The 23,172-nt window shown below is 62.6% G+C and carries 26 protein-coding genes and 1 pseudogene; all 27 read right to left on the bottom strand.

Annotation, left to right across the window (positions count from 1 at the left end; translation table 11 throughout):
• Positions 1–86: 86 nt before the first annotated feature.
• On the bottom strand, positions 87–788 hold the full coding sequence (locus EG244_RS06530) for a biotin--[acetyl-CoA-carboxylase] ligase (RefSeq protein ID WP_233588921.1): 702 nt from the start codon (positions 786–788) through the stop codon (positions 87–89).
• 55 nt (positions 789–843) lie between these two features.
• Positions 844–2,280, bottom strand: coding sequence for an NADH-quinone oxidoreductase subunit NuoN (gene nuoN, locus EG244_RS06525; protein WP_124964208.1), 1,437 nt, complete (start codon positions 2,278–2,280; stop codon positions 844–846).
• Positions 2,281–2,290: 10 nt separating this feature from the next.
• The gene (locus tag EG244_RS06520) at positions 2,291–3,832 is read right to left on the bottom strand and encodes an NADH-quinone oxidoreductase subunit M (RefSeq protein WP_124964207.1); all 1,542 of its coding nucleotides are present in this window, start codon (positions 3,830–3,832) and stop codon (positions 2,291–2,293) included.
• A 12-nt stretch (positions 3,833–3,844) separates the two neighbouring features.
• Complete coding sequence (gene nuoL, locus EG244_RS06515; protein ID WP_124964206.1) at positions 3,845–5,878, bottom strand: NADH-quinone oxidoreductase subunit L; 2,034 nt, start codon at positions 5,876–5,878, stop codon at positions 3,845–3,847.
• Between the two features lie 5 nt (positions 5,879–5,883).
• The gene (gene nuoK, locus EG244_RS06510) at positions 5,884–6,195 is read right to left on the bottom strand and encodes an NADH-quinone oxidoreductase subunit NuoK (RefSeq protein WP_124964205.1); all 312 of its coding nucleotides are present in this window, start codon (positions 6,193–6,195) and stop codon (positions 5,884–5,886) included.
• Between the two features lie 230 nt (positions 6,196–6,425).
• Positions 6,426–7,040 carry an NADH-quinone oxidoreductase subunit J gene (locus EG244_RS06505; protein WP_124964204.1) on the bottom strand — a complete coding sequence of 205 codons (615 nt, stop codon included), beginning with the start codon at positions 7,038–7,040 and terminating at the stop codon, positions 6,426–6,428.
• Complete coding sequence (locus EG244_RS06500; protein ID WP_124964203.1) at positions 7,037–7,459, bottom strand: carboxymuconolactone decarboxylase family protein; 423 nt, start codon at positions 7,457–7,459, stop codon at positions 7,037–7,039. Before EG244_RS06500 ends, EG244_RS06505 begins: the two co-directional genes overlap by 4 nt.
• A 100-nt stretch (positions 7,460–7,559) precedes the next feature.
• Positions 7,560–8,054 carry an NADH-quinone oxidoreductase subunit NuoI gene (gene nuoI / locus EG244_RS06495; protein WP_124964202.1) on the bottom strand — a complete coding sequence of 165 codons (495 nt, stop codon included), beginning with the start codon at positions 8,052–8,054 and terminating at the stop codon, positions 7,560–7,562.
• Entirely contained in the window at positions 8,051–8,446 is a 396-nt protein-coding gene (locus EG244_RS06490) for a hypothetical protein (RefSeq protein ID WP_199737823.1), read from the bottom strand. Before EG244_RS06490 ends, nuoI begins: the two co-directional genes overlap by 4 nt.
• An 80-nt stretch (positions 8,447–8,526) precedes the next feature.
• Positions 8,527–9,564 (bottom strand): NADH-quinone oxidoreductase subunit NuoH, encoded by a 1,038-nt coding sequence (nuoH, locus tag EG244_RS06485; protein WP_124964200.1) that lies wholly within the window; start codon positions 9,562–9,564, stop codon positions 8,527–8,529.
• Positions 9,565–9,595: 31 nt separating this feature from the next.
• Positions 9,596–9,982 (bottom strand): hypothetical protein, encoded by a 387-nt coding sequence (locus EG244_RS06480; RefSeq protein ID WP_124964199.1) that lies wholly within the window; start codon positions 9,980–9,982, stop codon positions 9,596–9,598.
• 4 nt (positions 9,983–9,986) lie between these two features.
• Positions 9,987–11,996 (bottom strand): NADH-quinone oxidoreductase subunit NuoG, encoded by a 2,010-nt coding sequence (gene nuoG / locus EG244_RS06475; RefSeq protein ID WP_124964198.1) that lies wholly within the window; start codon positions 11,994–11,996, stop codon positions 9,987–9,989.
• Positions 11,997–12,092: 96 nt separating this feature from the next.
• Entirely contained in the window at positions 12,093–12,443 is a 351-nt protein-coding gene (locus tag EG244_RS06470) for a hypothetical protein (RefSeq protein ID WP_124964197.1), read from the bottom strand.
• A 9-nt stretch (positions 12,444–12,452) separates the two neighbouring features.
• Positions 12,453–13,748, bottom strand: a complete 1,296-nt coding sequence (gene nuoF, locus EG244_RS06465; protein WP_124964196.1) for an NADH-quinone oxidoreductase subunit NuoF — start codon at positions 13,746–13,748, stop codon at positions 12,453–12,455.
• 10 nt (positions 13,749–13,758) lie between these two features.
• Positions 13,759–13,989, bottom strand: coding sequence for a DUF5337 domain-containing protein (locus EG244_RS06460; RefSeq protein ID WP_124964195.1), 231 nt, complete (start codon positions 13,987–13,989; stop codon positions 13,759–13,761).
• Positions 13,990–14,192: 203 nt separating this feature from the next.
• A pseudogene (gene nuoE / locus EG244_RS06455) lies at positions 14,193–14,886 on the bottom strand (NADH-quinone oxidoreductase subunit NuoE); the annotation flags it as partial.
• Positions 14,886–15,383, bottom strand: a complete 498-nt coding sequence (locus EG244_RS06450) for a hypothetical protein (RefSeq protein WP_124964193.1) — start codon at positions 15,381–15,383, stop codon at positions 14,886–14,888. The pseudogene nuoE and the gene EG244_RS06450, both read right to left, overlap by 1 nt.
• A complete protein-coding gene (locus tag EG244_RS06445; protein ID WP_199737831.1) occupies positions 15,383–16,597 on the bottom strand; it encodes an NADH-quinone oxidoreductase subunit D in 1,215 nt (404 codons plus the stop codon). The genes EG244_RS06450 and EG244_RS06445 overlap by 1 nt, the downstream gene beginning before the upstream one ends.
• Positions 16,597–17,466 carry a sulfotransferase gene (locus tag EG244_RS06440; protein WP_124964191.1) on the bottom strand — a complete coding sequence of 290 codons (870 nt, stop codon included), beginning with the start codon at positions 17,464–17,466 and terminating at the stop codon, positions 16,597–16,599. The genes EG244_RS06445 and EG244_RS06440 overlap by 1 nt, the downstream gene beginning before the upstream one ends.
• On the bottom strand, positions 17,463–18,065 hold the full coding sequence (locus tag EG244_RS06435; RefSeq protein WP_124964190.1) for an NADH-quinone oxidoreductase subunit C: 603 nt from the start codon (positions 18,063–18,065) through the stop codon (positions 17,463–17,465). The genes EG244_RS06440 and EG244_RS06435 overlap by 4 nt, the downstream gene beginning before the upstream one ends.
• 15 nt (positions 18,066–18,080) lie before the next feature.
• Positions 18,081–18,614, bottom strand: a complete 534-nt coding sequence (locus EG244_RS06430; protein ID WP_174722309.1) for a NuoB/complex I 20 kDa subunit family protein — start codon at positions 18,612–18,614, stop codon at positions 18,081–18,083.
• Entirely contained in the window at positions 18,605–18,970 is a 366-nt protein-coding gene (locus tag EG244_RS06425; protein ID WP_124964189.1) for an NADH-quinone oxidoreductase subunit A, read from the bottom strand. The genes EG244_RS06430 and EG244_RS06425 overlap by 10 nt, the downstream gene beginning before the upstream one ends.
• A 315-nt stretch (positions 18,971–19,285) precedes the next feature.
• Positions 19,286–19,663 (bottom strand): DUF2237 family protein, encoded by a 378-nt coding sequence (locus EG244_RS06420; protein WP_124964188.1) that lies wholly within the window; start codon positions 19,661–19,663, stop codon positions 19,286–19,288.
• Positions 19,660–20,715 (bottom strand): DUF2332 domain-containing protein, encoded by a 1,056-nt coding sequence (locus EG244_RS06415; RefSeq protein WP_124964187.1) that lies wholly within the window; start codon positions 20,713–20,715, stop codon positions 19,660–19,662. The genes EG244_RS06420 and EG244_RS06415 overlap by 4 nt, the downstream gene beginning before the upstream one ends.
• Positions 20,712–21,458, bottom strand: a complete 747-nt coding sequence (gene pth / locus EG244_RS06410) for an aminoacyl-tRNA hydrolase (RefSeq protein WP_124964186.1) — start codon at positions 21,456–21,458, stop codon at positions 20,712–20,714. The genes EG244_RS06415 and pth overlap by 4 nt, the downstream gene beginning before the upstream one ends.
• A 128-nt stretch (positions 21,459–21,586) precedes the next feature.
• On the bottom strand, positions 21,587–22,186 hold the full coding sequence (locus EG244_RS06405) for a 50S ribosomal protein L25/general stress protein Ctc (RefSeq protein WP_124964185.1): 600 nt from the start codon (positions 22,184–22,186) through the stop codon (positions 21,587–21,589).
• Positions 22,187–22,362: 176 nt separating this feature from the next.
• Positions 22,363–23,082 carry a 1-(5-phosphoribosyl)-5-[(5-phosphoribosylamino)methylideneamino]imidazole-4-carboxamide isomerase gene (gene hisA, locus EG244_RS06400; protein WP_124964184.1) on the bottom strand — a complete coding sequence of 240 codons (720 nt, stop codon included), beginning with the start codon at positions 23,080–23,082 and terminating at the stop codon, positions 22,363–22,365.
• Positions 23,083–23,172 lie beyond the last annotated feature (90 nt).

Here is a 23,172-nt window from a genome sequence, read left to right as displayed (position 1 = left end):
TCGGTCCTCCTCCGCGGGGCCGGAGCAATCCCCCATGCGGGCTCCGGCTGCGTCGTCGTCGGTGATGATCCGCCCCGCAGGGCGGCTCAGAAGTAGATATCAGCCGCCGGAATCGCGATGCGCCCGGTGGTGGTTTCAAGGATCAGGGCCCCGGTGGCATCGATTGAGCGGAAGATGCCGCTGTGGCTCTCGCGCGCGGTGCGGGCGAGGATTTCGGTGCCGATCCGCACGGCGCCCGCAAGCCAGGCCTCTCGCACGGGGGCAAAGCCATAGGCACGAAACAGCGCCTCATACCGCGCAAAGGCCGGGGCGATCCGGTCCAGAAGGGCCTCAGGCGTAAAGCGCTGCCCCGTTTCGGACAGCACCGAGACCGGGCGGGTCGCGCCTTCCTCAACCGCAGTCACATCGGGCGCAGAGATCAGATTGACGCCGATCCCGACCGCCAGCCAGCCGCCCGGCAGCCCCTCCAGCAGGATGCCGGAGATCTTGCCGCCATTGACCAGCACATCATTGGGCCATTTCAGCCCGATCCCGGCGTCAGAGCCGGTCAGCGCCACCAGAGCATCGCGCAAAGCGAGCGCCGCGATAAAACTGCGCAAAGCGGCCTCTGCCGGGCCGCCTGTGGGCTTCATCAGAAGCGTGCCGTAGAAATTCCCCGCAGGTGAGGCCCAGGGCCGCCCCCGCCGCCCGCGACCCGAGCTCTGCGACAGGCCGAGGATCCACTGCGGCCCCTCCCCCGCCGCGGCACGGCGGGCGGCCTCAGCATTGGTGGTATCGACCTCAGACAAAACAACCCGGCCGGTTCCCACCGGCCAGGTTGCTGCTGTCTCAGGTGCTTTCGCCTCAGCGGACAAGCGACTGCGCCGCGCTGAGTGCCGGAGCCTCAATGCCAAAGAGGTTCACAACGCCGGCGATCACGATGAAGGCCGAGGCCAGCATCAGACCATATTGCACCGGGCTCATCTTCGTCTCCAGCACCTCGCCCTCGCGGCCGAAATACATGAAATAGACGATGCGCAGGTAGTAATAGGCGCCGATCACCGAGGCCACTGCCCCCAGGATCGCAAGCCAGGTCATGCCCGCGTCCACGGAAGCCATGAGCACCGAATATTTCGCGAAGAAGCCGATGAAGGGCGGCACGCCCGCCAGCGAGAACATCAGCACCAGAACGACCAGCGCCTTCAGCGGCTCAGCCTTCGAGAACTGGTGGAAGCCGTCAAGCGAGGTGAAGGGGCGGCCATCCCGCTCCATCGCAAGGATGAAGGCGAAGGTGCCGATATTGGTGACCACATAGATCGCCATATAGACCAGCATGGCCTGAATACCGGCCTCGGTGCCGACGGCCAGACCGATCAGCGCATAGCCCATATGGGCGATCGAGGAATAGGCCATCAGACGTTTGATGTCTTTCTGACCGATCGCAGCAATCGCGCCGACGTACATCGACAGCACCGCCAGCGCCGCGATCACCTGGCCCCATTGCGAAGGGATGCCGCCAAAGGCGTCATGGCACAGCCGCGCGAAAAGCGCGATGGCGGCCACTTTCGGCGCGGTCGCAAAGAAGGCGGTGACCGGGGTCGGCGCGCCTTCATAGACGTCCGGGGTCCACATATGGAAGGGCGCGGCCGAAACCTTGAAGGCCAGACCTGCCAGCATGAAGACCATGCCGAAGAGCATACCCAGCGGCAGATCCGCGTTCACCATCGACAGGATGCCCGCGAACTGCGTGGTGCCCGCATAGCCATAGGTCAGCGACGCGCCGTAAAGCAGCAGACCCGACGCCATGGAGCCCAGCACGAAATACTTCAGACCGGCTTCGGTCGAGCGCGCCGAGTCGCGGCGCAGCGAGGCGATGACGTAAAGCGCCAGCGACTGCAGCTCCAGGCTGACGTAAAGCGCCATGAGATCATTGGCCGAAACCATCATCATCATGCCGAGCGTCGCCAGCGCCACCAGGACCGGATATTCAAAGCGGTCCATATCCCACTTCTTCACGAAGTCCTGGCCGATCAGCAGAACGGCGGCAGAGCCTGCAAGGATCAGGATTTTCGAGAACCGCGCGAAGGCGTCATTGACCAGCAGGCCGCCGAAAGCGGTCTGGCTGCCCTCAAAGCCGGTGCCGATCCAGAAGGCGATCACCAGGAAGAAGGCGGCGAAGCCCCAGGTCAGGGCTCCGGTCAGTTTGTCTTTGCCGGTGTAAACCGCACCCAGCAGCGCGATGATCGCGCCAAGGGCCACCACAATCTCGGGCAGGAAGATCGCAAGATCCGCAGAGGTCATGGGCGGTTCCTCAGTTCACAGCCGCCGCCGCTGCCGATTGAACGGCAGGCAGCGCAGCTTCATAGTTGGAGATCAGGGCCGAGACGCTCGGTCCGATGATATCAGTCACAAGGCTCGGATAGATGCCGAGCAGCAGGGTCATGACGACGAGGGGGGCAAACATCACCCGCTCACGCAGATCCATATCGGTGATGGTCTTCAGGCTGGCTTTCAGGAGCTCCCCCCAGACCACGCGGCGGAAAAGCCACAGCGCATAGGCCGCCGAGAGGATCACCCCGGTCGCCGCGATCAGCGCGATCAGCGGATTGACCTGGAAGACGCCCATGATGGTCAGAAACTCACCGATGAAGCCCGAGGTGCCCGGAAGGCCCACGTTCGACATGGTGAAGAACAGGAAGACCAGCGCATAGGCCGGCATCCGGTTCACCAACCCGCCATAAGCGTCAATCTCACGGGTGTGCATGCGGTCATAGATCACGCCGACACAAAGAAACAGCGCGCCCGAGATGAAGCCGTGCGACAGCATCTGGAAGATCGCGCCGTCAATGCCCTGCTGGTTCACCGCGAAGATGCCCATGGTGACATAGCCCATGTGCGCGACCGAGGAATAAGCGATCAGCTTTTTCATGTCGTTCTGCACCATCGCCACCAGCGAGGTATAGACAATCGCGATCACCGACATCCACAGCACCAGCGGCGCCAGCAGATCCGAGGCCACCGGGAACATCGGCAGCGAGAAGCGCAGGAAGCCATAGCCGCCCATCTTCAGCATGACCGCCGCCAGCAGAACCGAACCCGCCGTCGGCGCCTGAACGTGGGCATCGGGCAGCCAGGTATGCACCGGCCACATCGGCATCTTCACCGCGAAAGAGGCAAAGAAGGCCAGCCACATCAGCGTCTGCGCACCGCCCATAAGCTGCCAGCCAAGGATCGGGAAGGCGTCGGAAGCGAAGTTGAAGGTCAGCAGCGTCTCAATATCGGTGGTGCCCGCCTGGACATACATCGAGATCATCGCCACCAGCATCAGCACCGAGCCGAGGAAGGTATAGAGGAAGAATTTGAACGACGCGTAAATCCGGTCTTTGCCGCCCCAGATCCCGATAATCAGGAACATCGGGATCAGACCTGCTTCAAAGAACAGATAGAAGAGCACCAGATCCAGCGCGATGAACACGCCGATCATCAGCGTCTCCAGCAGCAGGAAGGCGATCATATAGTCTTTGACGCGGCTCTCGACCGTCCAGCAGGCACCGATGGTGATCGGCATCAGGAAGGTGGTCAGCAGAATGAACAGAACCGAGATCCCGTCGACGCCGACTTTATACTTCAGCCCCATGATCCAGTCGTAATTCTCAACGAACTGGAAGCCGGTGTTCTCCGGGTCAAACCCGAAGAGCACAAAGAGCGAGAAGATGAAGGTTGCCACAGTGGCAGCCAGCGCCAGCCACTTCGCATTGCGCTGTGTGGCCTCGTCATTGCCCCGAAGGAAGAGCGCCATAATGAGCGCAGCAACCGCCGGGGTGAAGGTGATGATGGAAAGAAGATTGTCCATTGGTCCCTGACCTCAGTGGCTGCCCGAAAGGCTCATCCAGGTGACGAGCACCACGATGCCCAGCACCATGGCGAAGGCATAGTGGAACACATAGCCCGACTGCAGACGGCCCGCGAGCCGCGTGAAGAAGGGGATGATGCCCATGGCAATGCCATTGATGGTGCCGTCGATGACATTACCGTCTCCGCGCTTCCAGAGGAAACGGCCCAGGGCCATCGCCGGACGCACGAAGAGGAAGTTATAAAGCTCGTCGAAATACCACTTGTTCAGCAGGAACTGATACAGCGTGTTCTGCTCAGCCGCGATCTTCGCCGGAAGCTCCGGTTTGCGGATATACATAACCCAGGCCAGCGCCAGACCGGTCAGCATAGCCACGAAGGGCGCAAGTTTGACCCAGGTCGGCACATGATGCGCCGCATCCATCAGCGCAACCATGGCGCCGTGATCTTCCACCATGGTGGTCATCGCAATCGCGCCGTGGAACCACTCCAGCACATGCTCAGCATGACCGAAGAAGGCCTCTTTCCACAGCATCCCGGCAAAGACCGCGCCAAAGGCCAGCACGATCAGCGGGATCAGCATGACCATCGGGCTCTCATGGGGCTCATGGTGATGGGCGTGATCGTCATGGCCATGGGCATGATGACCGTGATGATCATCCGCAGGCTTCAGATGCGCGCGGTTTTCCCCGAAGAAGGTCAGGAAAATCAGACGCCACGAGTAGAACGAGGTCATCAGCGCGCCAACAACCAGCAGCCAGAAGACAATCGCCGGAGCGCCGACATAGGCCCCCTCAATGACGGCGTCTTTCGAGATAAAGCCTGCAAAACCAATATAGGTCAGCGGGATACCAACGCCGGTGATGGCGAGGGTGCCGATCATCATCGCCCAGAAGGTGACGGGGATCTTTTTGCGCAGACCGCCATACCAGCGCATATCCTGCTCATGATGGGTCGCATGGATCACCGAGCCCGCACCAAGGAAGAGCATCGCTTTGAAGAAAGCATGCGTGAAGAGGTGGAACATCGCCACCGGGTAAAGGCCGACGCCGGCGGCGACGAACATATAGCCCAGCTGCGAACAGGTCGAATAGGCGATGACGCGCTTGATATCGTTCTGCACCAGACCCACGGTCGCGGCGAAGAAGGCGGTGAAGCCACCGATATAGACGATCATCATCTTCGCTTCCGGCGCCACTTCATAAAGCGGCGACATGCGGCAGACGAGGAAGACACCCGCGGTGACCATGGTGGCCGCGTGGATCAGCGCCGACACCGGGGTCGGGCCTTCCATCGCATCCGGCAGCCAGGTGTGCAGGAAAAGCTGCGCCGATTTGCCCATCGCCCCGATGAACAGCAACACGCCGATCAGGTTCGCCGCAGTCCACTCAATCCCAAGGAAGGTGAAGCCGGTCTCAGCCAGTTTCGGCACCGCCGCGAAGATATCGTCAAAGCGCACCGAGTCGGTCAGGAAATAGATCAGCGCAATCCCCAGCAGGAAACCAAAGTCCCCCACCCGGTTGACCACAAAGGCCTTGATCGCCGCGGCCGAAGCCGACTGCTTTTTCCAGTAAAACCCGATCAGCAGATAAGAGGCGACGCCCACACCTTCCCAGCCGAAGAACATCTGGATCAGGTTGTCAGAGGTCACCAGCATCAGCATGGCAAAGGTGAAGAACGACAGATAAGCGAAGAAGCGCGCGCGATAAGGCTCGTCGTCGGTCCAGTTCTCGTCATGGGCCATATAGCCGAACGAATAGAGGTGCACGAGCGCCGAGACAGAGTTCACCACGATCAGCATGATCGCGGTCATCCGGTCGAGGCGGATGCCCCATTCCGCCCCAAGCGAGCCCGAGTCGATCCAGCGCAGCACAGTGATCTGCTGCGTCTCGCCGTCAAAGCTGAGAAAGACCACCCAGGACAGCACAGCCGCCAGCATGACCAGCGCCGTGGCAAGGATCTGCCCCGTCTTCTCGCCGATCAGCTTCCAGCCAAAGCCGGTGATCAGCGCGCCGAGCAATGGCGCAAAAAGGATGATTGTCTCCATTGGCCTCAGCCCTTCATCACGTTGACGTCTTCGACGTCGATGGTGCCGCGGTTACGGAAGAAGCAGACCAGGATCGCCAGACCAATGGCGGCCTCTGCGGCGGCCACGGTCAGCACGAACATGGTGAAGACCTGACCCGTGAGATCGCCCAGATGGCTCGAAAAGGCCACCAGGTTGATATTGACCGACAGCAGGATCATCTCGATCGACATCAGGATGACGATCACGTTCTTCCGGTTCAAGAAGATCCCGAAGATCCCGATGACGAACAGCGCCGCCGCCACCGTCAGGTAATGTTCCAGTCCAACTGTCACCATCGTCGTTCCCTCCGGGACTTCTGCCCGTTTCCGTTCCGTCTGCCCCGCCGCCTCAGGAGCGGGCGGGCAGGATAATTCTTAACGTCTCTCGCCCCCGCCCGCCGGGCGCGCCGCCAGAGTGATGCGGCACCGGCCCCCGGTTTTGCGAAGCGCAGCTCCGACCCCTGCGGGTCGGAGCCTCAGATATTCCCCGCAGACAGAGGGCAGGCCCCCCGGCTGCAGAAACCGGCTCAGAGCCCCTGCCCCGGTTTCACGTCCCGCATCTCCATCGTCTTGGCCGGATCGCGCGACATCTGCACCATCACGTTCTGGCGCTTGACATTGGTGCGGTGGCGCAGCGTCAGGGTGATCGCCCCGATCATCGCAACCAGCAGGACCATGCCCGCCATCTGGAAGAGGATGAAATATTTGTCATAGATCAGCAGCCCAAGCGCCTTGGTATTGTGGATCTCCGCCAGATCCGGCGTCACATTGGCCCGCAGCCCCATGGCGCCATCGGCGAATTTCCAGGCCGAGAAGGCCATGACCAGCTGGATCAGCAGGATCGCCCCGATCAGCAGCGCCAGCGGCATGGTCCGCGCCATCTCGCCCTTCAGCTCGGCAAAATCCACGTCGAGCATCATCACGACGAAGAGGAACAGCACCGCCACCGCACCGACATAGACGATGACCAGCAGCATGGCGACAAACTCCGCCCCCAGCAGCACCAGCAGGCCCGCCGAAGAGAAGAACGTCAGGATCAGCCACAGCACCGAATGCACCGGATTGCGCGATACGGTCACCAGCAGCGCCGCCACCACGGTCACAATGGCGAAGGCATAAAAAGCCAGATCGGCGACACTCATTCCTTTTTCTCCTCGATCTCGGCAAAGACGCTTTGCGCGATTTCCAGTGCCTTCTGCATCGCCGGCAGGCCGCCAAAGAGGCCCGCCTGACAGATCGTTTCGGCAACTTCTCTCTGGCTGGCACCCGCCTGCAACGCATGGCGGACGGTCAGCCGGATCTGTGGTTCTGCCTGCGCGCCAAGCACGGTCAGCGCGGTCAGTGTGACGAGAAGACGCGTTTTCGCGTCCAGCCCGTCGTGGTTCATGGTCTTACCCCAGACCAGCTCCATGAAGTCGCGGTTCAGGGTGGGAATCATGTCCTCAAACCCTTTGACGCGGAAGGTTTCCAGCGCCGGGTTAAAGGTCTCGGAGACCTTGCGGGATTGCTCCAGCATGGTCTCGATCATCTGACTCCAGGGGTTATTCGTCGGAGTGCTCATCGGGTCCGGCCTCCTGGGTTGGGCGCAAAGCCATGCGCCGCCCGGGACAGCGTCCCGGCGGTGGCGGCCTGCGTCAGGGCAAAGAGGCGGAGCGCAGCGGTCATCTGTAGGGCGCGTCGAGTTCGAGGTTGCGCGCAATCTGCGCCTCCCAGCGGTCGCCGTTCTCAAGGAGCTTTTCCTTGTCGTAGAACAGCTCTTCGCGGGTCTCGGTCGAGAACTCAAAGTTCGGGCCTTCGACGATGGCATCCACCGGGCAGGCTTCCTGGCAGAAACCACAGTAGATGCATTTCGTCATATCGATGTCATAGCGCGTGGTGCGGCGCGAGCCGTCGTCGCGCGGTTCGGCATCAATGGTGATGGCCTGCGCCGGGCAGATCGCTTCGCAGAGCTTGCAGGCGATGCAGCGCTCTTCGCCGTTCGGATAGCGGCGCAGCGCATGCTCGCCACGGAAACGGGGCGAGAGCGGGCCTTTCTCGTGGGGGTAGTTCAGCGTGTCCTTGGGCGCGAAGAAATACTTCATGCCAAGGCCAAAGCCTTTGATGAAGTCCACCAGAAAGAAATATTTGGTGGCGCGTGTCCAGTCGATCTGGGTCATTGCTCGGCCCTTTCCGGCGTCCCTTCAGAGCCGTTCGTCGCGTCACCGGCCCGGCGGACCTGATAAGCGCTCTGAAGGACTCTGCCGTCATATGTCGAATCCGGGGTCGTTTCGACCTCGTAGTACAGATACACCCGCATCGCGGGAAGTCTGCCCTGAAGCCTCAGGCGGGTCCCTGATCCGGCGACATCCTCAAAGGCGATGTCGCCGCGGTCCACATCCATCGGCACAACCGAGCAGCGGCGGACGGTGCGGCCAAAGCCGCGCCGCCAGAAATTGTTAACCGGCACAGCGCCGTCATAGAGGAAGCCGCGCTGATCTGCCAGGCTTTGCAGCACGTTGCCGCGCAGCAGCAAAGGAGACCGCCCCCGCATCCGCTGCGCGCCGCGCATCGGCACCCGGCCCTGAGGGCGGTGGCCTGACGCGCGGTCAGCAGACAGACAGATCTGTGCGAGACCGTTCCCCACTGCCCTCAGCCCCCGATTGCCCAGCGGGCCCAGAAGCTGCCCAGCACTTCAAACTTTGCGAGGAACGAGACCAGCACCACCCAGCCCAGCGACAGCGGCAGGAAGACCTTCCAGCCAATGCGCATCAGCTGGTCATAGCGGTAGCGCGGCACAATCGCCTTCACCATGGCAAAGAGGAAGAAGAACAGGCACATCTTGCCGAACATCCACAGGAAGCCATCAGGGATCCCCGGGATCGGCGAGAGCCAGCCGCCCATGAACAGCAGCGACAGCAGCGCACACATCAGCCAGATGGCAATATATTCGCCCGCCATGAACAAAAGGTAAGGCGTCGAGCCGTATTCGACCATGAAGCCTGCAACCAGCTCGGATTCCGCTTCCGGAAGATCGAAGGGCGGGCGGTTCGTCTCAGCCAGAGCCGAGATGAAGAACAGCACGAACATCGGCAGATGCGGCAGCCAGTACCAGTTGAAGAAGCCGAAATCACCGCGCTGCGCTTCGACAATCGCGGTCAGGTTCATCGAGCCGGTCGAGATGATGATGCCGACGATGATCAGACCAAGCGAGACCTCATAAGAGATCATCTGTGCCGCCGAGCGCAGACCACCAAGGAAGGGATACTTCGAGTTCGAAGCCCAGCCGCCCATGATGACGCCATAAACCTCCAGCGAGGAGACGGCGAAAACAAAGAGGATCGCGACGTTGATATCCGCCAGCACCCAACCGTAGTTGAAGGGCACCACCGCGAAAGCCGCCACAGCCAGCACGAAAGACAGCAGAGGCGCCAGGAAGAAGACCGGACGGTCGGCACCGGCCGGGATGACCACTTCCTTCAGCACATATTTCAGCGCATCCGCAAAGGTCTGCAGCAGACCCCAGGGGCCCACCACGTTCGGACCACGGCGCAGCTGCACCGCCGCCCAGATCTTCCGGTCGCCATAGACGAGGAAGATCAGCGAGATCATCACGAAGGCGACGACCAGAAGGCTCTGCGCGGCGATGATCACCGCGATGCCAGCCCCCGTCTGAAAGAATTCAGCCATTTTCCCTCACGTCCTCAGTCTCTTTCCGGCCTTATACAGTCGGTATCCCGCGTGCGCCGCAATCGCGCACGGTGGTCTCAGCGTCGATGGTGGCCACCCCTCTCGGCAGAGTTGCCGAGATCAGATAGACCGCATCGGCCCGCCCAATGGCGCCGCTTTGATCCAGCGTCGTGCGCACGTGACGTGCGAACATATGGCCCCGGATCAGTGCATATTGCGCCGCTGCGCAGGCAGCGTAGTCTTCAAGCTGACGGCCCCGTTCCGCATGGCGCATGGCAACGCGGAAATTGACCATCTCATCATCGAGACGCCGGGTCTCGATCCCCAGATACCCCGGGGGATAGGCTGCCTGCGACCGCGCGTCTGCTGAGACGCAGCCCGAAAGGGCCAGGATCGCGGCGACAGCCATCCGGCGCATCGCTTTATTCTGCCGCCAGCGGGGCCTGATCCCGCGCTTTGGCACCGGCCGACAGCTCCGCCATCAGCGGCGAGGCGCGCGCGATGGGGTTCGTCAGCCAGAAGTCTTTGATCACAAAGCGGAAGTCTGCCTTGCCCGGCGCGCGCAGCTCCAGCGGCTGCCAGGCGGAAGCGGTGACCTGATCGACGGCCGCAAGGAAGGGCACTTCCGCAACCAGGGCGCGGCGCAGACCGGCCAGATCGTCATAGCCAAGCTGTGCGCCAATGGCGGCAGAGGCCGCGCGCAGGATCGCCCAGTTCTCTTTCGCCTCACCCGGCGGGAAGCCCGCGCGAAGAGCCAGTTGCGGACGGCCTTCCGTATTCACAAAGAGGCCGTTTTCTTCCGTATAGCAGGCACCGGGCAGAATGATGTCAGCGCGGTGCGCCCCACGGTCGCCATGGCTGCCCTGGTAGATCACCACCGGGCCGGCCTCGATCTCAATCTCATCGGCGCCAAGGTTCCAGATCACCTCTGCCCCTTCAACCGCCGCTTTCACGCCGCCTTCCGTGACCGCACCGATATCCAGCGCACCAACCCGCGAAGCAGCAGTGTGCAGAACCAGCATTTTGCCGCCAAGCTTTTCGGTCAGCGCCATGGCCTGGGCCAGAACCGCTTCGCCATCGGCCTCATTCAGAGCGCCCTGCCCGACGATCACCAGCGCGCCCTCAGTGGCCTGGGCCTCCGAGATCAGACGCAGCAGCGCCTCGCGGTCGGTGCCGTAGTGGCGGTAGTCATAGGTCAGATCCGCCGCCGGGCCGACCAGCGTCACATCTGCGCCGCGCGACCAGACCTTGCGGATCCGGGCGTTCAGAACCGGCGCTTCATTGCGCGGGTCCGAGCCGATCAGGAAGATCGCCTTTGCGCCGTCCACATCGGCAATCTCAGCCGAGCCGACATAGGCCGAGCGGTTGCCCGCCGGAATGCGCGAGCCGTCAGTACGGCAGTCCACCTTACCACCGAGTGAGGTGACCAGCTGCTTCAGCGCGAAAGCCGCCTCAACCGGGACCAGATCACCGATCAGACCGGCAATCTTTTTGCCCTTCACGGCCAGGGCCACCGCAGCAAGTGCTTCATTCCATGAGGCTTTGCGCAGACGGCCATTCTCACGGATATAGGGCGTGTCGAGACGCTGGCGGCGCAGACCATCCCAGACGAAACGGGTTTTATCCGAGATCCACTCTTCGTTCACGCCGTCGTGGTTGCGCGGCAGAATGCGCATCACTTCGCGGCCCTTGGTGTCGACACGGATGTTGCTGCCCAGACCATCCATCACATCGACAGACTCGGTCTTGGTCAACTCCCAGGGACGGGCGGTGAAGGCATAGGGCTTTGAGGTCAGCGCCCCGACCGGGCAAAGGTCAATGATATTGCCCTGCAGGTTCGACGACAGCGTCTGGTTCAGATAGGAGGTGATCTCGCTGTCTTCACCGCGTCCGGTCTGGCCCATCTGGGTGATGCCCGCCACTTCCGTGGTGAAGCGCACGCAGCGGGTGCAGGAGATGCAGCGCGTCATGGTGGTTTTCACCAGCGGCCCGAGGTTCAGATCTTCCGAGGCGCGCTTCGGCTCGCGGAAGCGCGAGAAATCAACGCCGTAAGCCATGGCCTGGTCCTGGAGGTCGCATTCGCCGCCCTGGTCGCAGATCGGGCAGTCGAGCGGGTGGTTGATGAGCAGGAACTCCATCACCCCTTCGCGGGCCTTTTTCACCATGGGCGAATTGGTCTTCACGACCGGCGGCTCGCCGTTCGGGCCCGGGCGCAGGTCGCGCACCTGCATAGCGCAGGAGGCGGCAGGCTTCGGCGGGCCGCCCACGACCTCGACAAGGCACATGCGGCAGTTGCCGGCGATCGACAGCCGCTCATGGTAGCAGAAGCGCGGGATCTCGACCCCGGCCGCTTCAGCCGCCTGGATGATGGTCATCGCGGCGTCGACTTCGACTTCGATCCCGTCGATGATGATCTTCTTGAGCGTGCTCATGCCCCGTCTCCAAACTCGGCCCCCGCTTCGGGTGCCACTTGCATTCGTATGGGCCCCGCGGTCATCCCGCCGCGACACCCGAATTCTCTCTGCCGTTTATGCCCGGCAGCGGGCGCGGAAGGTCAGATCCCCCCGCTCATTACGCGTGGCGGCCCAGTCAGCGCCCGCGCCGTCCATCACCCAGTCGGCGGCGGAACTGCCGTGCTGGCGCAGACAGTATTCCGTGACCGGCATCCGCGCGCTTTCGCGCACCGCATCGAGCCCTGCGCCTGCCGCTTTCACGGTGACCGTCAGATTGCCCGCGCGGTCGTCCGAGAGCGAAGCGGCATAGGGCACATCCGAAGTGGTACGGCTGCCAAAGGGGTTCAGGCTGGCAATACGGCTGCAACCCGACAGGGCCAGCGCCCCGCCGAGGATCATCACAAGAACTGCGCCGCGCTGTGCCATGCCCTGCCCTTACTCTGCTGCCAGAGCGCCCATGCGCCCGGTTTTCTTCGCTTTGATACGGTCTTCGATCTCTTCGCGGAAGTTGCGGATCAGACCCTGGATCGGCCAGGCCGCTGCATCGCCAAGCGCGCAGATGGTATGACCTTCGACCTGTTTGGTCACGTCAAAGAGCATATCAATCTCTTCGACCTCAGCCTCACCGGTGACCAGACGCTCCATCACCCGCATCATCCAGCCGGTGCCTTCGCGGCAGGGCGTGCATTGACCGCAGCTCTCATGTTTGAAGAACTTCGACAGACGCCAGATCGCTTTGATGACATCGGTGTTCTGATCCATCACGATCAGACAGGCGGTGCCGAAGGAGGATTTCTTCTCCCGCATGCCATCGTAATCCATGATGGCATCTTCGCACATCTCGGCGGTCAGAATGGGGCAGGATGCGCCGCCCGGGATCACCGCTTTGAGGTTCTTCCAGCCGCCGCGCACGCCGCCACCATGACGCTCGATCAGCTCGCGCATCGGGATCGACATGGCTTCTTCGACGACGCAGGGGGTATTGATATGCCCCGACATGCCGAAAAGCTTCACACCCGCGTTGTTCGGACGCCCGAAAGAGGCAAACCACTCCGGCCCGCGGCGCAGGATGGTCGGCACCACGGCGATGGATTCCACGTTGTTCACCGTGGTCGGGCAGCCGTAAAGGCCCGCGCCCGCCGGGAACGGCGGCTTCATGCGCGGCATGCCTTTTTTGCCCTCAAGGCTTTCCAGAAGCGCGGTTTCTTCGCCGCAGATATAAGCGCCCGCGCCGTGATGCAGGTAGAGATTGAAATCCCAGCCCGATTTGGCGGCATTGCGGCCCAGCAGGCCCGCGTCATAGCACTCATCAATCGCGGCCTGCAGGGCCTCGCGCTCGCGGATATATTCGCCGCGCAGATAGATATAGGCCGCATTGGCCCCCATCGCAAAAGAGGCGATCAGCGCGCCTTCGATCAGCGTATGGGGATCATGACGCATGATCTCGCGGTCTTTGCAGGTGCCGGGCTCTGACTCATCGGCGTTGATGACGAGATAGGCCGGACGCCCGTCCGAGGCCTTCGGCATGAAGGACCACTTCAGACCGGTCGGAAAACCCGCGCCGCCACGGCCGCGCAGCCCCGAGGCCTTCATCTGCTCGATGATGGTGTCCCGACCGCGCGAGATGATCTCAGCGGTGCCATCCCACTGGCCACGCTTGCGCGCGCCTGCCAGGCTGCGATCCTGCATCCCGTAGAGGTTGGTAAAGATCCGGTCCTGATCCTTCAGCATCCGCGTTCCCTCAAGTTTCCCGACGTTTCCGCCAGAGCATCCAGGCATTGCTCAGCGCCCAGACATAGGCGGCGATGGCCGCCAGATCGATCAACAGGGCATAACGCCCGTCCCAGTTATACTGCCGCCCGATTTCCCCGAAGATGATCCAGAGCAAAGTGGTTGCTGCGATCATCGCCCCCACAAGGCGCATGCGCCGCGTGAAGGCCAGGTCTTTGTCGGTCGGCTTACGGGCAGTCATGGCTGCCCGTTACTCTTCGGTCTTCGGTTCGGCAACGGGCTGGCCCGGGGCGGCGGTCGCCACACCTGCGGGTTTCGCCACATCCACCTCAACCCGGCCGGCGCTCAGCTTTTCGGCCAGCGCCTCATCAAGTCCTGCCGCCGCCGGAGCGGGGGCCTCAGCTTCAATTTCCGGCACATCTGCCACCGGCTTTTCCAGCCAGGAGACGACCAGCGGCACTTCGGTGCCGTCGATGCGCTTCAGCGTCTCGCCGATGTCCACCGCCGCCTGCACCGAGGCATTATACTGCTGACGGCCCGCATCCGCGACGGTCAGCGAGGTCAGCCCGCCCAGCGGCTCCGAGGAATAGCGGCCGTTCTGCGGACCCGGCACCGGCACTGCGCCCGCCGCCATCTCATCGATCAGCCGCTCCAGGGTCTCGACGGTCAGATCCTCGTAGTAATCCTTGCCGATCTGCGCCATGGGCGCATTCGAGCAGGCCCCGAGGCATTCGACCTCTTCCCAGGTGAATTTACCATCGGCTGAGAGCGTATGCGGCGTCGGCGCAATCTTGCGCTGGCAGACCGAGATCAGGTCCTCGGCGCCGCAGATCATGCAGGAGGTGGTGCCGCAGATCTGGATATTGGCCACCGAGCCAATGGGTTGCAGCTGGAACATAAAGTAGAAGGTCGCGACTTCCAGCACGCGGATATAGGCCATGCCCAGCATATCCGCGATATATTCAATGGCGGGCTTCGTGAGCCAGCCTTCCTGTTCCTGAGCGCGCCACAGCAGCGGGATCACCGCCGAGGCCTGACGGCCCTCGGGATATTTCGTCACCTGCGCCTGAGCCCAGGCAAGGTTGGCCGGGGCAAAAGCAAAGCTCTCGGGCTGTTGCGAAGCAAGACGGCGCAGCATCAGAGGCACCCTTCAGTTTTCAGTTGCAGATCCTCACCGGCTTCAATGAGCTGGCCCTGGCCAATCATCCATTGAACGGCTTCTTCCGCAGCATCGGGAATAAGGTTGGAATGCTCGACAATCGCCTCGCTCGACCCGGGCGTCATGCGACAGTCATTCGCGCGGATCGCCACGGTCAGCGCCGCCACCGCAGGGGCCAGCGCCTCACCTTTGGCCGAGGCCAGCAGCGCGTCACAGGCGGGCGAAACCAGGCGGTAGCCGCCCCGGTCTTCGACCACCAGGCCCTCGGCCAGCAGCGCCTGAGCCGCCGCCATGCCCTGCTCATTCGAGAGGCCCGAGGCTTTGGTGATCGCTTCAATCGTGACGTTATTGGCCACGCAGCCATTGGCCTCCATGGCCTCCGCCAGCTTCACCGCCTCAGGCGGGCGTGCCAGCGCCGGAACCGCGACAAAGGCGATCAGCGTGCCAGCCAGCAGCAGATGGAAAATGCGCAGCATCAGCGGTCGATCTCCCCGAAGACCAGATCCATCGTCGCAATGATCGCCGAGACATCCGCCAGCTGGTGACCTTTGGACAGGTGATCCATAGCCTGAAGATGCGCAAAGCCCGGGGCCCGCAGCTTCGCCCGCCAGGGTTTATTGGTGCCATCCGCCACGATATAGACGCCGAATTCGCCTTTGGGCGCTTCGACGGCGGCATAGGTTTCGCCGGCCGGAACGTGGAAGCCCTCGGTGTAGAGTTTGAAGTGGTGAATCAGCGCTTCCATTGAGCGCTTCATCTCACCGCGTTTCGGCGGCGTCAGCTTGCCACGGGCCAGCACATCCCCCCGGTTCGCCGGTTCGCGCAGCTTGGCGACGGCCTGACGGATGATTTTGGTCGACTCGCGCATCTCCTGCATCCGCAGCAGATACCGGTCATAGCAGTCGCCGTTCTTGCCAACCGGGATCTGGAAGTCGAATTCGTCATAGCATTCATAGGGCTGCGCGCGACGCAGATCCCAGGCCATGCCCGAACCACGCACCATCACGCCCGAGAAGCCCCAGTCGATGGCATCCTGCGCCGAGACCACGCCGATATCGACCAGGCGCTGCTTGAAGATCCGGTTTTCGGTCAGCAGGGTGTCGATATCGTCGAGCACCTTGGGGAATTTCTCGGCCCAGGCGTCAATATCGTCGATCAGATCGTCGGTCAGGTCCTGGTGAACGCCGCCCGGACGGAAATAAGCCGCGTGCAGACGCGCACCCGAAGCGCGCTCATAAAACACCATCAGCTCTTCGCGGGCGACAAAGCCCCAAAGCGGCGGGGTCAGCGCGCCCACGTCCATCGCACCGGTGGTGACGTTCAGCAGGTGGTTCAGAACCCTGCCGATTTCCGAGTAAAGCACGCGGATCAGCGAAGCGCGGCGCGGCACAACGGTGCCGGTCAGCTTTTCAATCGCCAGACACCAGGCATGCTCCTGGTTCATCGGCGCCACGTAATCGAGGCGGTCGAGATAGGGCAGGTTCTGCAGATAGGTCCGGCTTTCCATCAGCTTTTCGGTGCCGCGGTGCAACAGGCCCACATGGGGGTCTGCGCGCTCAACGATCTCACCGTCAAGCTCCAGCACCAGACGCAGCACGCCGTGCGCTGCCGGGTGCTGCGGCCCGAAGTTGATGTTGAAGTTGCGGATCTTCTGCTCGCCGGTCAGCGCGTCATCAAACTTGCCGTCCATCATCCGGTCACTCCGTCTGAAGTCGCGCGCCAGCTGGCGGGAAGCGTCCCGAAGGCTGAGGCGACAAAGTCATATTGCGACTGCAGGAAAGCCCGGGCCCTAAGGCGCTGCTCTGCCGTCATCTCAAGGGCCCGGCCCTCATGCACACGGGCGGAAAAATCCGCCTCATGCGAACGGATCCCGAGGAAGGCGCAAAGGCGCGCCACACCGGGGCCCGAGAAAAGCTCATCCTGAAAGAGAATCAGGAGTTTGGAAGGCGCAACCGCATCCCGAAGCCGGGTGATCGCGCCGCGGTAATCCGAGCGCTCTGCCACATCCGATTTTTCGCCCGAAAGCGCGCGGTCAAAGACCACCTGCGCCTGGGTCTTCAGATCGCCCCCTGCCCGCGTGGCCAGCATGCGGACATGGCTCCAGAACCGGGCAACCGGCTCGCGCAGCAGATAGACGAAACGACACTCCGGGGCCGATGCCCCCATGGCCTGCAGCTTTTCCACCGGGAGCGAGGCATAGGCCGGGGTGATATCCCCCACCAGCTTCGCGCCTTCAGCGCCGCGCTCAAGATAGTCCTGATAGCTCTGCTCACCGCGCAGCACGCGCAGCCAGTCGCCCACATCCGCCACAGAGCGGGCCAGCGACGCCAGACGCCAGACGCGGGTTTCCGCGCCAAGCTCTGCCGTCAGCCGCTCCAGCCGTGCCGTCTCAACGGCGATGCGATGCGCGCGCTGACGGGGCCCTGCTGCATTGAACCAATGCAGCTCCTTGACCGCCCGCAGGTGGCAGTCAGGATGGCCGGCCAGATAGCGGTAAAGCCAGGAAGTCCCGGCTTTCGTCGCACCGACGCCAAAGAGATATGTGGGCTTGCCCGTCACGCCTTCGCCTTGTCATCGCCGGGAAGAATGTATTGCGCACCCTCCCAGGGGGAGAGGAAGTCGAACTGACGGTATTCCTGCACCAGGCTCACCGGCTCATAGACCACGCGCTTGAGGACTTCGTCGTAACGCACTTCGGTATAACCGGTGGTCGGGAAGTCTTTGCGCAGCGGGAAGCCGCGGAAGCCGTAATCGGTCAGCAGGCGGCGCAGATCCGGATGGCCCGAGAACAGGATCCCGAACATATCGAAGATCTCACGCTCAAACCAATTGGCAGCGGGCCAGACCGTCACGCTTGAGGCGATCATCTGGTCTTCCGCAATCGCCGCTTTCACGCGAATGCGGTGGTTCCGGTGCATCGACAGGAGGTGATAAACCACGTCAAACCGCTCAGCCCGCTCGGGCCAGTCGATTGCCGTAATATCGACCAGCGTGCCAAAGCGGCAGGTCAGATCGTTTTTCAGAAATTCCATAAAAGCCACGACGGACTGCGGCGTGATCTCCACCGTCAGCTCGCCACGCACCACCGACCAGCCGCGCACATCCGAGGCGCGGTGCAGGGCGATATAGCCCCCAAGTTCGTTCAGAGCGTCAGACATCTTCCCAATGCTCCCTTAACGGACCAGCGTGCCGGTGCGGCGGATTTTACGTTGCAGCTGCAGGATGCCGTAAAGCAGCGCCTCTGCGGTGGGCGGGCAGCCGGGCACATAGACGTCAACCGGAACGATCCGGTCACAGCCGCGCACCACGGAATAGGAATAGTGATAGTATCCGCCGCCATTGGCGCAGGAGCCCATCGAGATCACATAGCGCGGCTCTGGCATCTGGTCGTAGACCTTGCGCAGCGCCGGGGCCATTTTATTGGTCAGCGTACCGGCCACAATCATCAGATCCGACTGACGCGGGCTGGCGCGCGGCGCGGTGCCAAAGCGTTCCACGTCATAGCGCGGCATCGACATCTGGATCATCTCAACCGCGCAGCAGGCCAGACCAAAGGTCATCCAGTGCAGCGAGCCGTTGCGGGCCCAGTTGATGATGTCTTCCGTCGAAGTCAGCAGGAAGCCTTTGTCCTGCAGCTCACGGTTCAGCGCCTGGGTTGCCACCTCACGGTCGGCTCCGGCGGTATTCGCCCCGGTCATCACTCCCATTCCAGCGCCCCTTTCTTCCATTCATAGGCAAAGCCCACGGTCAGAACGGCCAGGAAGACCATCATCGACCAGAAAGCCGTCATCGACAGATCCGCAAAGGCCACCGCCCAGGGGAAGAGGAAAGCCACTTCCAGATCGAAGATGATAAAAAGGATCGAAACCAGGTAGAACCGGACGTCGAATTTCATCCGGGCGTCATCGAAAGCGTTAAATCCGCATTCATAGGCCGAGACTTTTTCGGGGTCCGGATTGCGGACTGCAACCACCACAGCAGAAAGCATCAGCACAAGGCCGAGCGCCACTGCAATAGCCAGCAGAACGATAACGGGGAGATATTCTCTGAGAAGCGCGTCCAAGGCTTGCTCCTTCGGCTTGCGGACCTCGGGGCGCGATCATCTGTCGCGCCCGGGTTTCGTTTACTCCCGCCCCCCGCAGGGGTCAACCAAAGGCTGAGGCTCCTGCCCCCTGAAAGTCAGACTTTTTTCGCGTTGACAAAAACATTCGCAGACATTTCGCCACAGCGCGAAGCTGACGCAGGGTCAGGCTGCCTCTGTTCCGACTCAGCGCGGCCTTTCAGCGCGGTTCCGGTAGATTTCCTGGTAAAATACTATGGAATTTTCTGCGACCCGACCGCAGCGGGGAATAATTTTCCGGGTGCTGCGGCTGGCGCGTCACCCCTCGCGGGAGAACGCAGAGGCCCGGAGTGCCGCTTCAGGGACCACCTCAAGGGTGCTCAGATGCGTGGCTTCAAGGCAGACCCGGGGGGCAGCATCCTCCTCCCAGGCCTGAAGAAACCGCAGAGCGCAGAGGCACCAGCGATCGCCCGGCTTCAGACCGGCAAAGCCATATTCCGGCCGCGGCGTGGAGAGATCATTACCAAGATATTTCGAGAAGGCGAGAAATTCCGCCGTCATGATCGCACAGACCGTGTGGCGCCCCATATCCTCAGATCCGGTGTCGCAGCAGCCATTGCGGTAAAACCCCGTCAAAGGCTGCGTCGAGCAGCTTTCAAGCGGTCCGCCAAGGACATTCACTGACGGCGCTTTCATGGCGTCCCTCCCTGCAGGGCAGCAGGCTGCCAGTCGATCCAGCGGCCATGGAAATCCACGCGCCCGAAGGGAATCGCACGGCCCGCGGCCGGATCATGCAATGTCATGGCCGCCCCCGCGCCGCCGCTGTCGTCACGCTCCATGCCAAAGCGCAGCAGGATAGTGCCCGGGCGGGCTGCGGCTTTCTCCAGCAGCGTGGTGATCCGCGCCTGCGTGGCCTCGGGAAAATACTGCCAGGCGATGGTATGGCAGACCAGATGCACCACAGGACCGCTGACCCGCGCCAGCCGCCCTTCCAGCCAGTCGGCGGCATCGCTGCGGGTAACCAGCCCCGGACGGGCCGCGGCATGGGAAAGCGCCGCCTCGGTGCGGGCCAGACGATCGGGCTGCCCCGCCCAGATATAGGACAACAGCCGCAGCCGGTCCTGCTTTGGGTGCAGCGGGTTCAGATCCGCCCCTGCCCGGTCGCGGATCTGCGGCGGTGCGATGACGGGGGCCTGGCCCCGCCATTCGGGCGTCATATGCACGGGGCTGTTGTCCGGGCCGAAATGCCCGCCCGGCACGTCAATGCGCCACTCGGGCCAGTAGAGGTTCAGCCCCGCGCTTGCGCCCAGCTCACTCAACACCAGCGGCAGACCATAGCGCGCGCTGAGCCAGTGCCCTATGGCCGCCAGCGCCACCGAGCGGCGCAGCTCATTGGTCTGGGGCGGGCCATTGAGCCAGGACTGCAGATGCGCCTCATGCGTCAGAAAGACCCGCGAAAACACCCGCGCCATATCCGCATCACCGGCCGAAAGCCCCTGCTGCCAGAGATCAGCCAGTTCAGGATCCGCCCCCGTCAGCACCAGCGCATGAAGCCCGCCCATCAGCCGCAGCGCCAGCGCATCGCTGCCCGAAGAAGGATCCCCCGGCCAGGACAGAATGCGCCGCCCGACCGCGCTGTCTTCGTTCAGATGGCGGGCGAAGTGCCGGCAGTATCGCGCAGTCTGTTCCGAGCCGAGACCCGAACAGTGATCCCCTTGGGCAAGAAAAGACGCGCGAACATCCATCATCTGAACCTGTCGGCCAGTTTTTGCAGGGCACTGCGGGTATCATCCTCCGAAGCGGCCGGTGCTGCAACGGTTTTCTCGCCCGGCTCAGACTTCGCGCGGGGGGGCCTCGCTCCCCCGGCAGCCTCAGGCTTCGCGCGGGGGACCTTCGGCCCCTCGGTGCCGGTTGAACTGCGCGGCGGGGCGACACGCAGGGCGATCTTGTTGAGGAACTTCGCCCCCTCGCCCGCCGCAAGATCCGCAGCCCCCTCTGAGATCCCGCGCAGCATATCGTCCAGCCAGTCCTGCTCAGCCTTGGCGAAATCATTCAGCACATAAGACGCCACTTTGTCCTTATGCCCCGGATGACCGATCCCCAGACGGACACGGGCATAAGCCTCTCCGACATGCTGATGGATCGAGCGCAGCCCGTTGTGCCCGGCATGACCGCCGCCCTCTTTCAGCCGCACCTTACCCGGCGCGATATCCAGCTCATCATGAAAGACCGTCAGCTCGGCCGGGGTCAGCTTGTGAAAGCGCATCGCTTCGCCGACCGACTGCCCCGAGAGGTTCATAAAGGTCTCCGGCTTCACCAGCAGGATCTTTTCGCCGCCCAGACGCCCCTCAGAGATCAGCCCCTGAAAGGCGCGTTTCCAGGGCGAAAAGCCATGATCCTGTGCCATCCGGTCCAGCGCCATGAAACCGATGTTATGGCGGTTGCCCGCATATTTTGTGCCGGGATTCCCGAGCCCTGCCCAGATCAGCATGAGACTGCCCTTTCGTCGTCATCGTCAGGATGAAACCGCGCAAGCCCTTCGGTCAAGCCCGGCCCATATAACAAAACGGCGCAGGGTTGCCCCTGCGCCGTTTCAATCAGATCCGTGGTAACGGCTGATTATTCAGCAGCATCGTCCGAAGCCAGCAGGCCCGACGGCGCTGCGATGTTCGCGATGACGAAGTTGCGGTCGACGGTCGGCTTTGCGCCTGCCGGCAGAACCACGTCGTCGATGTGGATCACGTCGCCGATGTTCTTGCCTTCCAGGTCCACAGTGATGTGGTCCGGGATGTTGCCGGCCAGAACTTCAAGCTCAACCTCGGCACGAACGGTGGTCAGGGTGCCGCCGCGCTTGATGCCCGGTGCTTTGTCCGCGTTGATGAAGTCAACGTGGATGAACAGGTTGATGCGCGAGTCATCGTTGATACGCATGAAGTCAACGTGGGTCGGCATGTCTTTGACGACATCGCGCTGAACGCCGCGGCAGACCACGTGCACTTCTTCGCCGCCTTCAACCTTCAGGTTGAACAGGGTCGAAAGGAACCGGCCCTGCTTCAGACGCTTCAGGAGGTAGTGGAAGTTCATGTTGATCGACACCGGCTCTTGGCCCGCACCGTAGATCACACCAGGAACTTTGTTCTCACGACGAGCTGCGCGAGCGGCCCCCTTGCCCGTCCCCGCGCGAACCTCGGCCAGAAGCTCCGGAAGTTCTTTTGCCATAGTAATTCTCCAATATATATCCGCCGCCCTCCAAGGGTGTGCGGCGCGACCCGCGGGCTATAGCGGGGATCCGCCGGGATGGGAAGCCAAAAGCGGGGGCGTTTCTGCGGCTTTTGCCCCCGGACAGACAAAAGCCGGGGCAAAACCCCGGCTTTTCGCAGCTTTTGGCCGTAGGATCAGCTGCGCAGCGCGCGGATCGCGGCGGCCAGATCAATCGCCCCGTCGTAAAGCGCGCGGCCCGAGATCGCGCCTGCGATCGCGCCGGTGTCGCGCAGCGCGATCAGGTCTTCCATCCGGCTGACCCCGCCCGAGGCGATAACCGGGATCGAGACGGCTTCGCCAAGCGCACGGGTTGCCTCAATATTCGGGCCCCCCATGGCGCCGTCGCGGTCGATGTCGGTGTAGATGATGGCCGCGACGCCCGCGTCTTCAAAGCTTTTCGCCAGATCCGTCACCTGAACGGTGGTCTCTTCGGCCCAGCCGCGGGTGGCGACAAAGCCGTTACGGGCATCAATGCCCACGGCCACTTTGCCCGGGAATTCGCGGGCGGCTTCGCGCACGAGAGCGGGGTTTTCCACCGCCACGGTGCCAAGGATCACCCGGCTGAGGCCCTTTTCGACCCAGGCACCGATGGTGGCGAGGTCACGGATCCCGCCGCCCAGCTGGACGGGCACATTCACGCGGGACAAAATCGCCTCAACGGCGGCGGCATTGACCGGACGGCCGGCAAAAGCGCCGTTCAGATCGACGAGATGCAGCCACTGGCAGCCGGCAGCGACAAAAGCCTCAGCCTGAGCGGCGGGGTCATCGCCGAAAACCGTTGCCGCCTCCATGTCACCGCGCAGCAGGCGAACGCACTGGCCGTCTTTCAGGTCGATGGCGGGATAAAGGATCATGGAAATTCTCCGGGGCGCTTGGGCAGAGGTCGGCTGCCTCATGCCATGGCCCTGCCCCGGCGACAAGCCTTGAGGCTTCGGATGTCGGCC

This window comes from Falsigemmobacter faecalis, assembly GCF_003863335.1.
Lineage (GTDB): Bacteria > Pseudomonadota > Alphaproteobacteria > Rhodobacterales > Rhodobacteraceae > Wagnerdoeblera > Wagnerdoeblera faecalis.
Note: the sequence above shows the minus strand (reverse complement) of the source record. Positions and strands in the feature narration are given on the sequence as shown.

What these genes read in the sequence shown, in the direction of transcription:
- nuoN (WP_124964208.1), bottom strand. Translation starts at nt 2,280, where the DNA reads ATGACCTCTGCGGATCTTGCGATCTTCCTGCCCGAGATTGTGGTGGCC.
- EG244_RS06520 (WP_124964207.1), bottom strand. Translation starts at nt 3,832, where the DNA reads ATGGACAATCTTCTTTCCATCATCACCTTCACCCCGGCGGTTGCTGCG.
- nuoL (WP_124964206.1), bottom strand. Translation starts at nt 5,878, where the DNA reads ATGGAGACAATCATCCTTTTTGCGCCATTGCTCGGCGCGCTGATCACC.
- nuoK (WP_124964205.1), bottom strand. Translation starts at nt 6,195, where the DNA reads ATGGTGACAGTTGGACTGGAACATTACCTGACGGTGGCGGCGGCGCTG.
- EG244_RS06505 (WP_124964204.1), bottom strand. Translation starts at nt 7,040, where the DNA reads ATGAGTGTCGCCGATCTGGCTTTTTATGCCTTCGCCATTGTGACCGTG.
- EG244_RS06500 (WP_124964203.1), bottom strand. Translation starts at nt 7,459, where the DNA reads ATGAGCACTCCGACGAATAACCCCTGGAGTCAGATGATCGAGACCATG.
- nuoI (WP_124964202.1), bottom strand. Translation starts at nt 8,054, where the DNA reads ATGACCCAGATCGACTGGACACGCGCCACCAAATATTTCTTTCTGGTG.
- EG244_RS06490 (WP_199737823.1), bottom strand. Translation starts at nt 8,446, where the DNA reads ATGCGCGGCGCGCAGCGGATGCGGGGGCGGTCTCCTTTGCTGCTGCGC.
- nuoH (WP_124964200.1), bottom strand. Translation starts at nt 9,564, where the DNA reads ATGGCTGAATTCTTTCAGACGGGGGCTGGCATCGCGGTGATCATCGCC.
- EG244_RS06480 (WP_124964199.1), bottom strand. Translation starts at nt 9,982, where the DNA reads ATGCGCCGGATGGCTGTCGCCGCGATCCTGGCCCTTTCGGGCTGCGTC.
- nuoG (WP_124964198.1), bottom strand. Translation starts at nt 11,996, where the DNA reads ATGAGCACGCTCAAGAAGATCATCATCGACGGGATCGAAGTCGAAGTC.
- EG244_RS06470 (WP_124964197.1), bottom strand. Translation starts at nt 12,443, where the DNA reads ATGGCACAGCGCGGCGCAGTTCTTGTGATGATCCTCGGCGGGGCGCTG.
- nuoF (WP_124964196.1), bottom strand. Translation starts at nt 13,748, where the DNA reads ATGCTGAAGGATCAGGACCGGATCTTTACCAACCTCTACGGGATGCAG.
- EG244_RS06460 (WP_124964195.1), bottom strand. Translation starts at nt 13,989, where the DNA reads ATGACTGCCCGTAAGCCGACCGACAAAGACCTGGCCTTCACGCGGCGC.
- EG244_RS06450 (WP_124964193.1), bottom strand. Translation starts at nt 15,383, where the DNA reads ATGCTGCGCATTTTCCATCTGCTGCTGGCTGGCACGCTGATCGCCTTT.
- EG244_RS06445 (WP_199737831.1), bottom strand. Translation starts at nt 16,597, where the DNA reads ATGGACGGCAAGTTTGATGACGCGCTGACCGGCGAGCAGAAGATCCGC.
- EG244_RS06435 (WP_124964190.1), bottom strand. Translation starts at nt 18,065, where the DNA reads ATGTCTGACGCTCTGAACGAACTTGGGGGCTATATCGCCCTGCACCGC.
- EG244_RS06430 (WP_174722309.1), bottom strand. Translation starts at nt 18,614, where the DNA reads ATGGGAGTGATGACCGGGGCGAATACCGCCGGAGCCGACCGTGAGGTG.
- EG244_RS06420 (WP_124964188.1), bottom strand. Translation starts at nt 19,663, where the DNA reads ATGAAAGCGCCGTCAGTGAATGTCCTTGGCGGACCGCTTGAAAGCTGC.
- EG244_RS06415 (WP_124964187.1), bottom strand. Translation starts at nt 20,715, where the DNA reads ATGATGGATGTTCGCGCGTCTTTTCTTGCCCAAGGGGATCACTGTTCG.
- pth (WP_124964186.1), bottom strand. Translation starts at nt 21,458, where the DNA reads ATGCTGATCTGGGCAGGGCTCGGGAATCCCGGCACAAAATATGCGGGC.
- EG244_RS06405 (WP_124964185.1), bottom strand. Translation starts at nt 22,186, where the DNA reads ATGGCAAAAGAACTTCCGGAGCTTCTGGCCGAGGTTCGCGCGGGGACG.
- hisA (WP_124964184.1), bottom strand. Translation starts at nt 23,082, where the DNA reads ATGATCCTTTATCCCGCCATCGACCTGAAAGACGGCCAGTGCGTTCGC.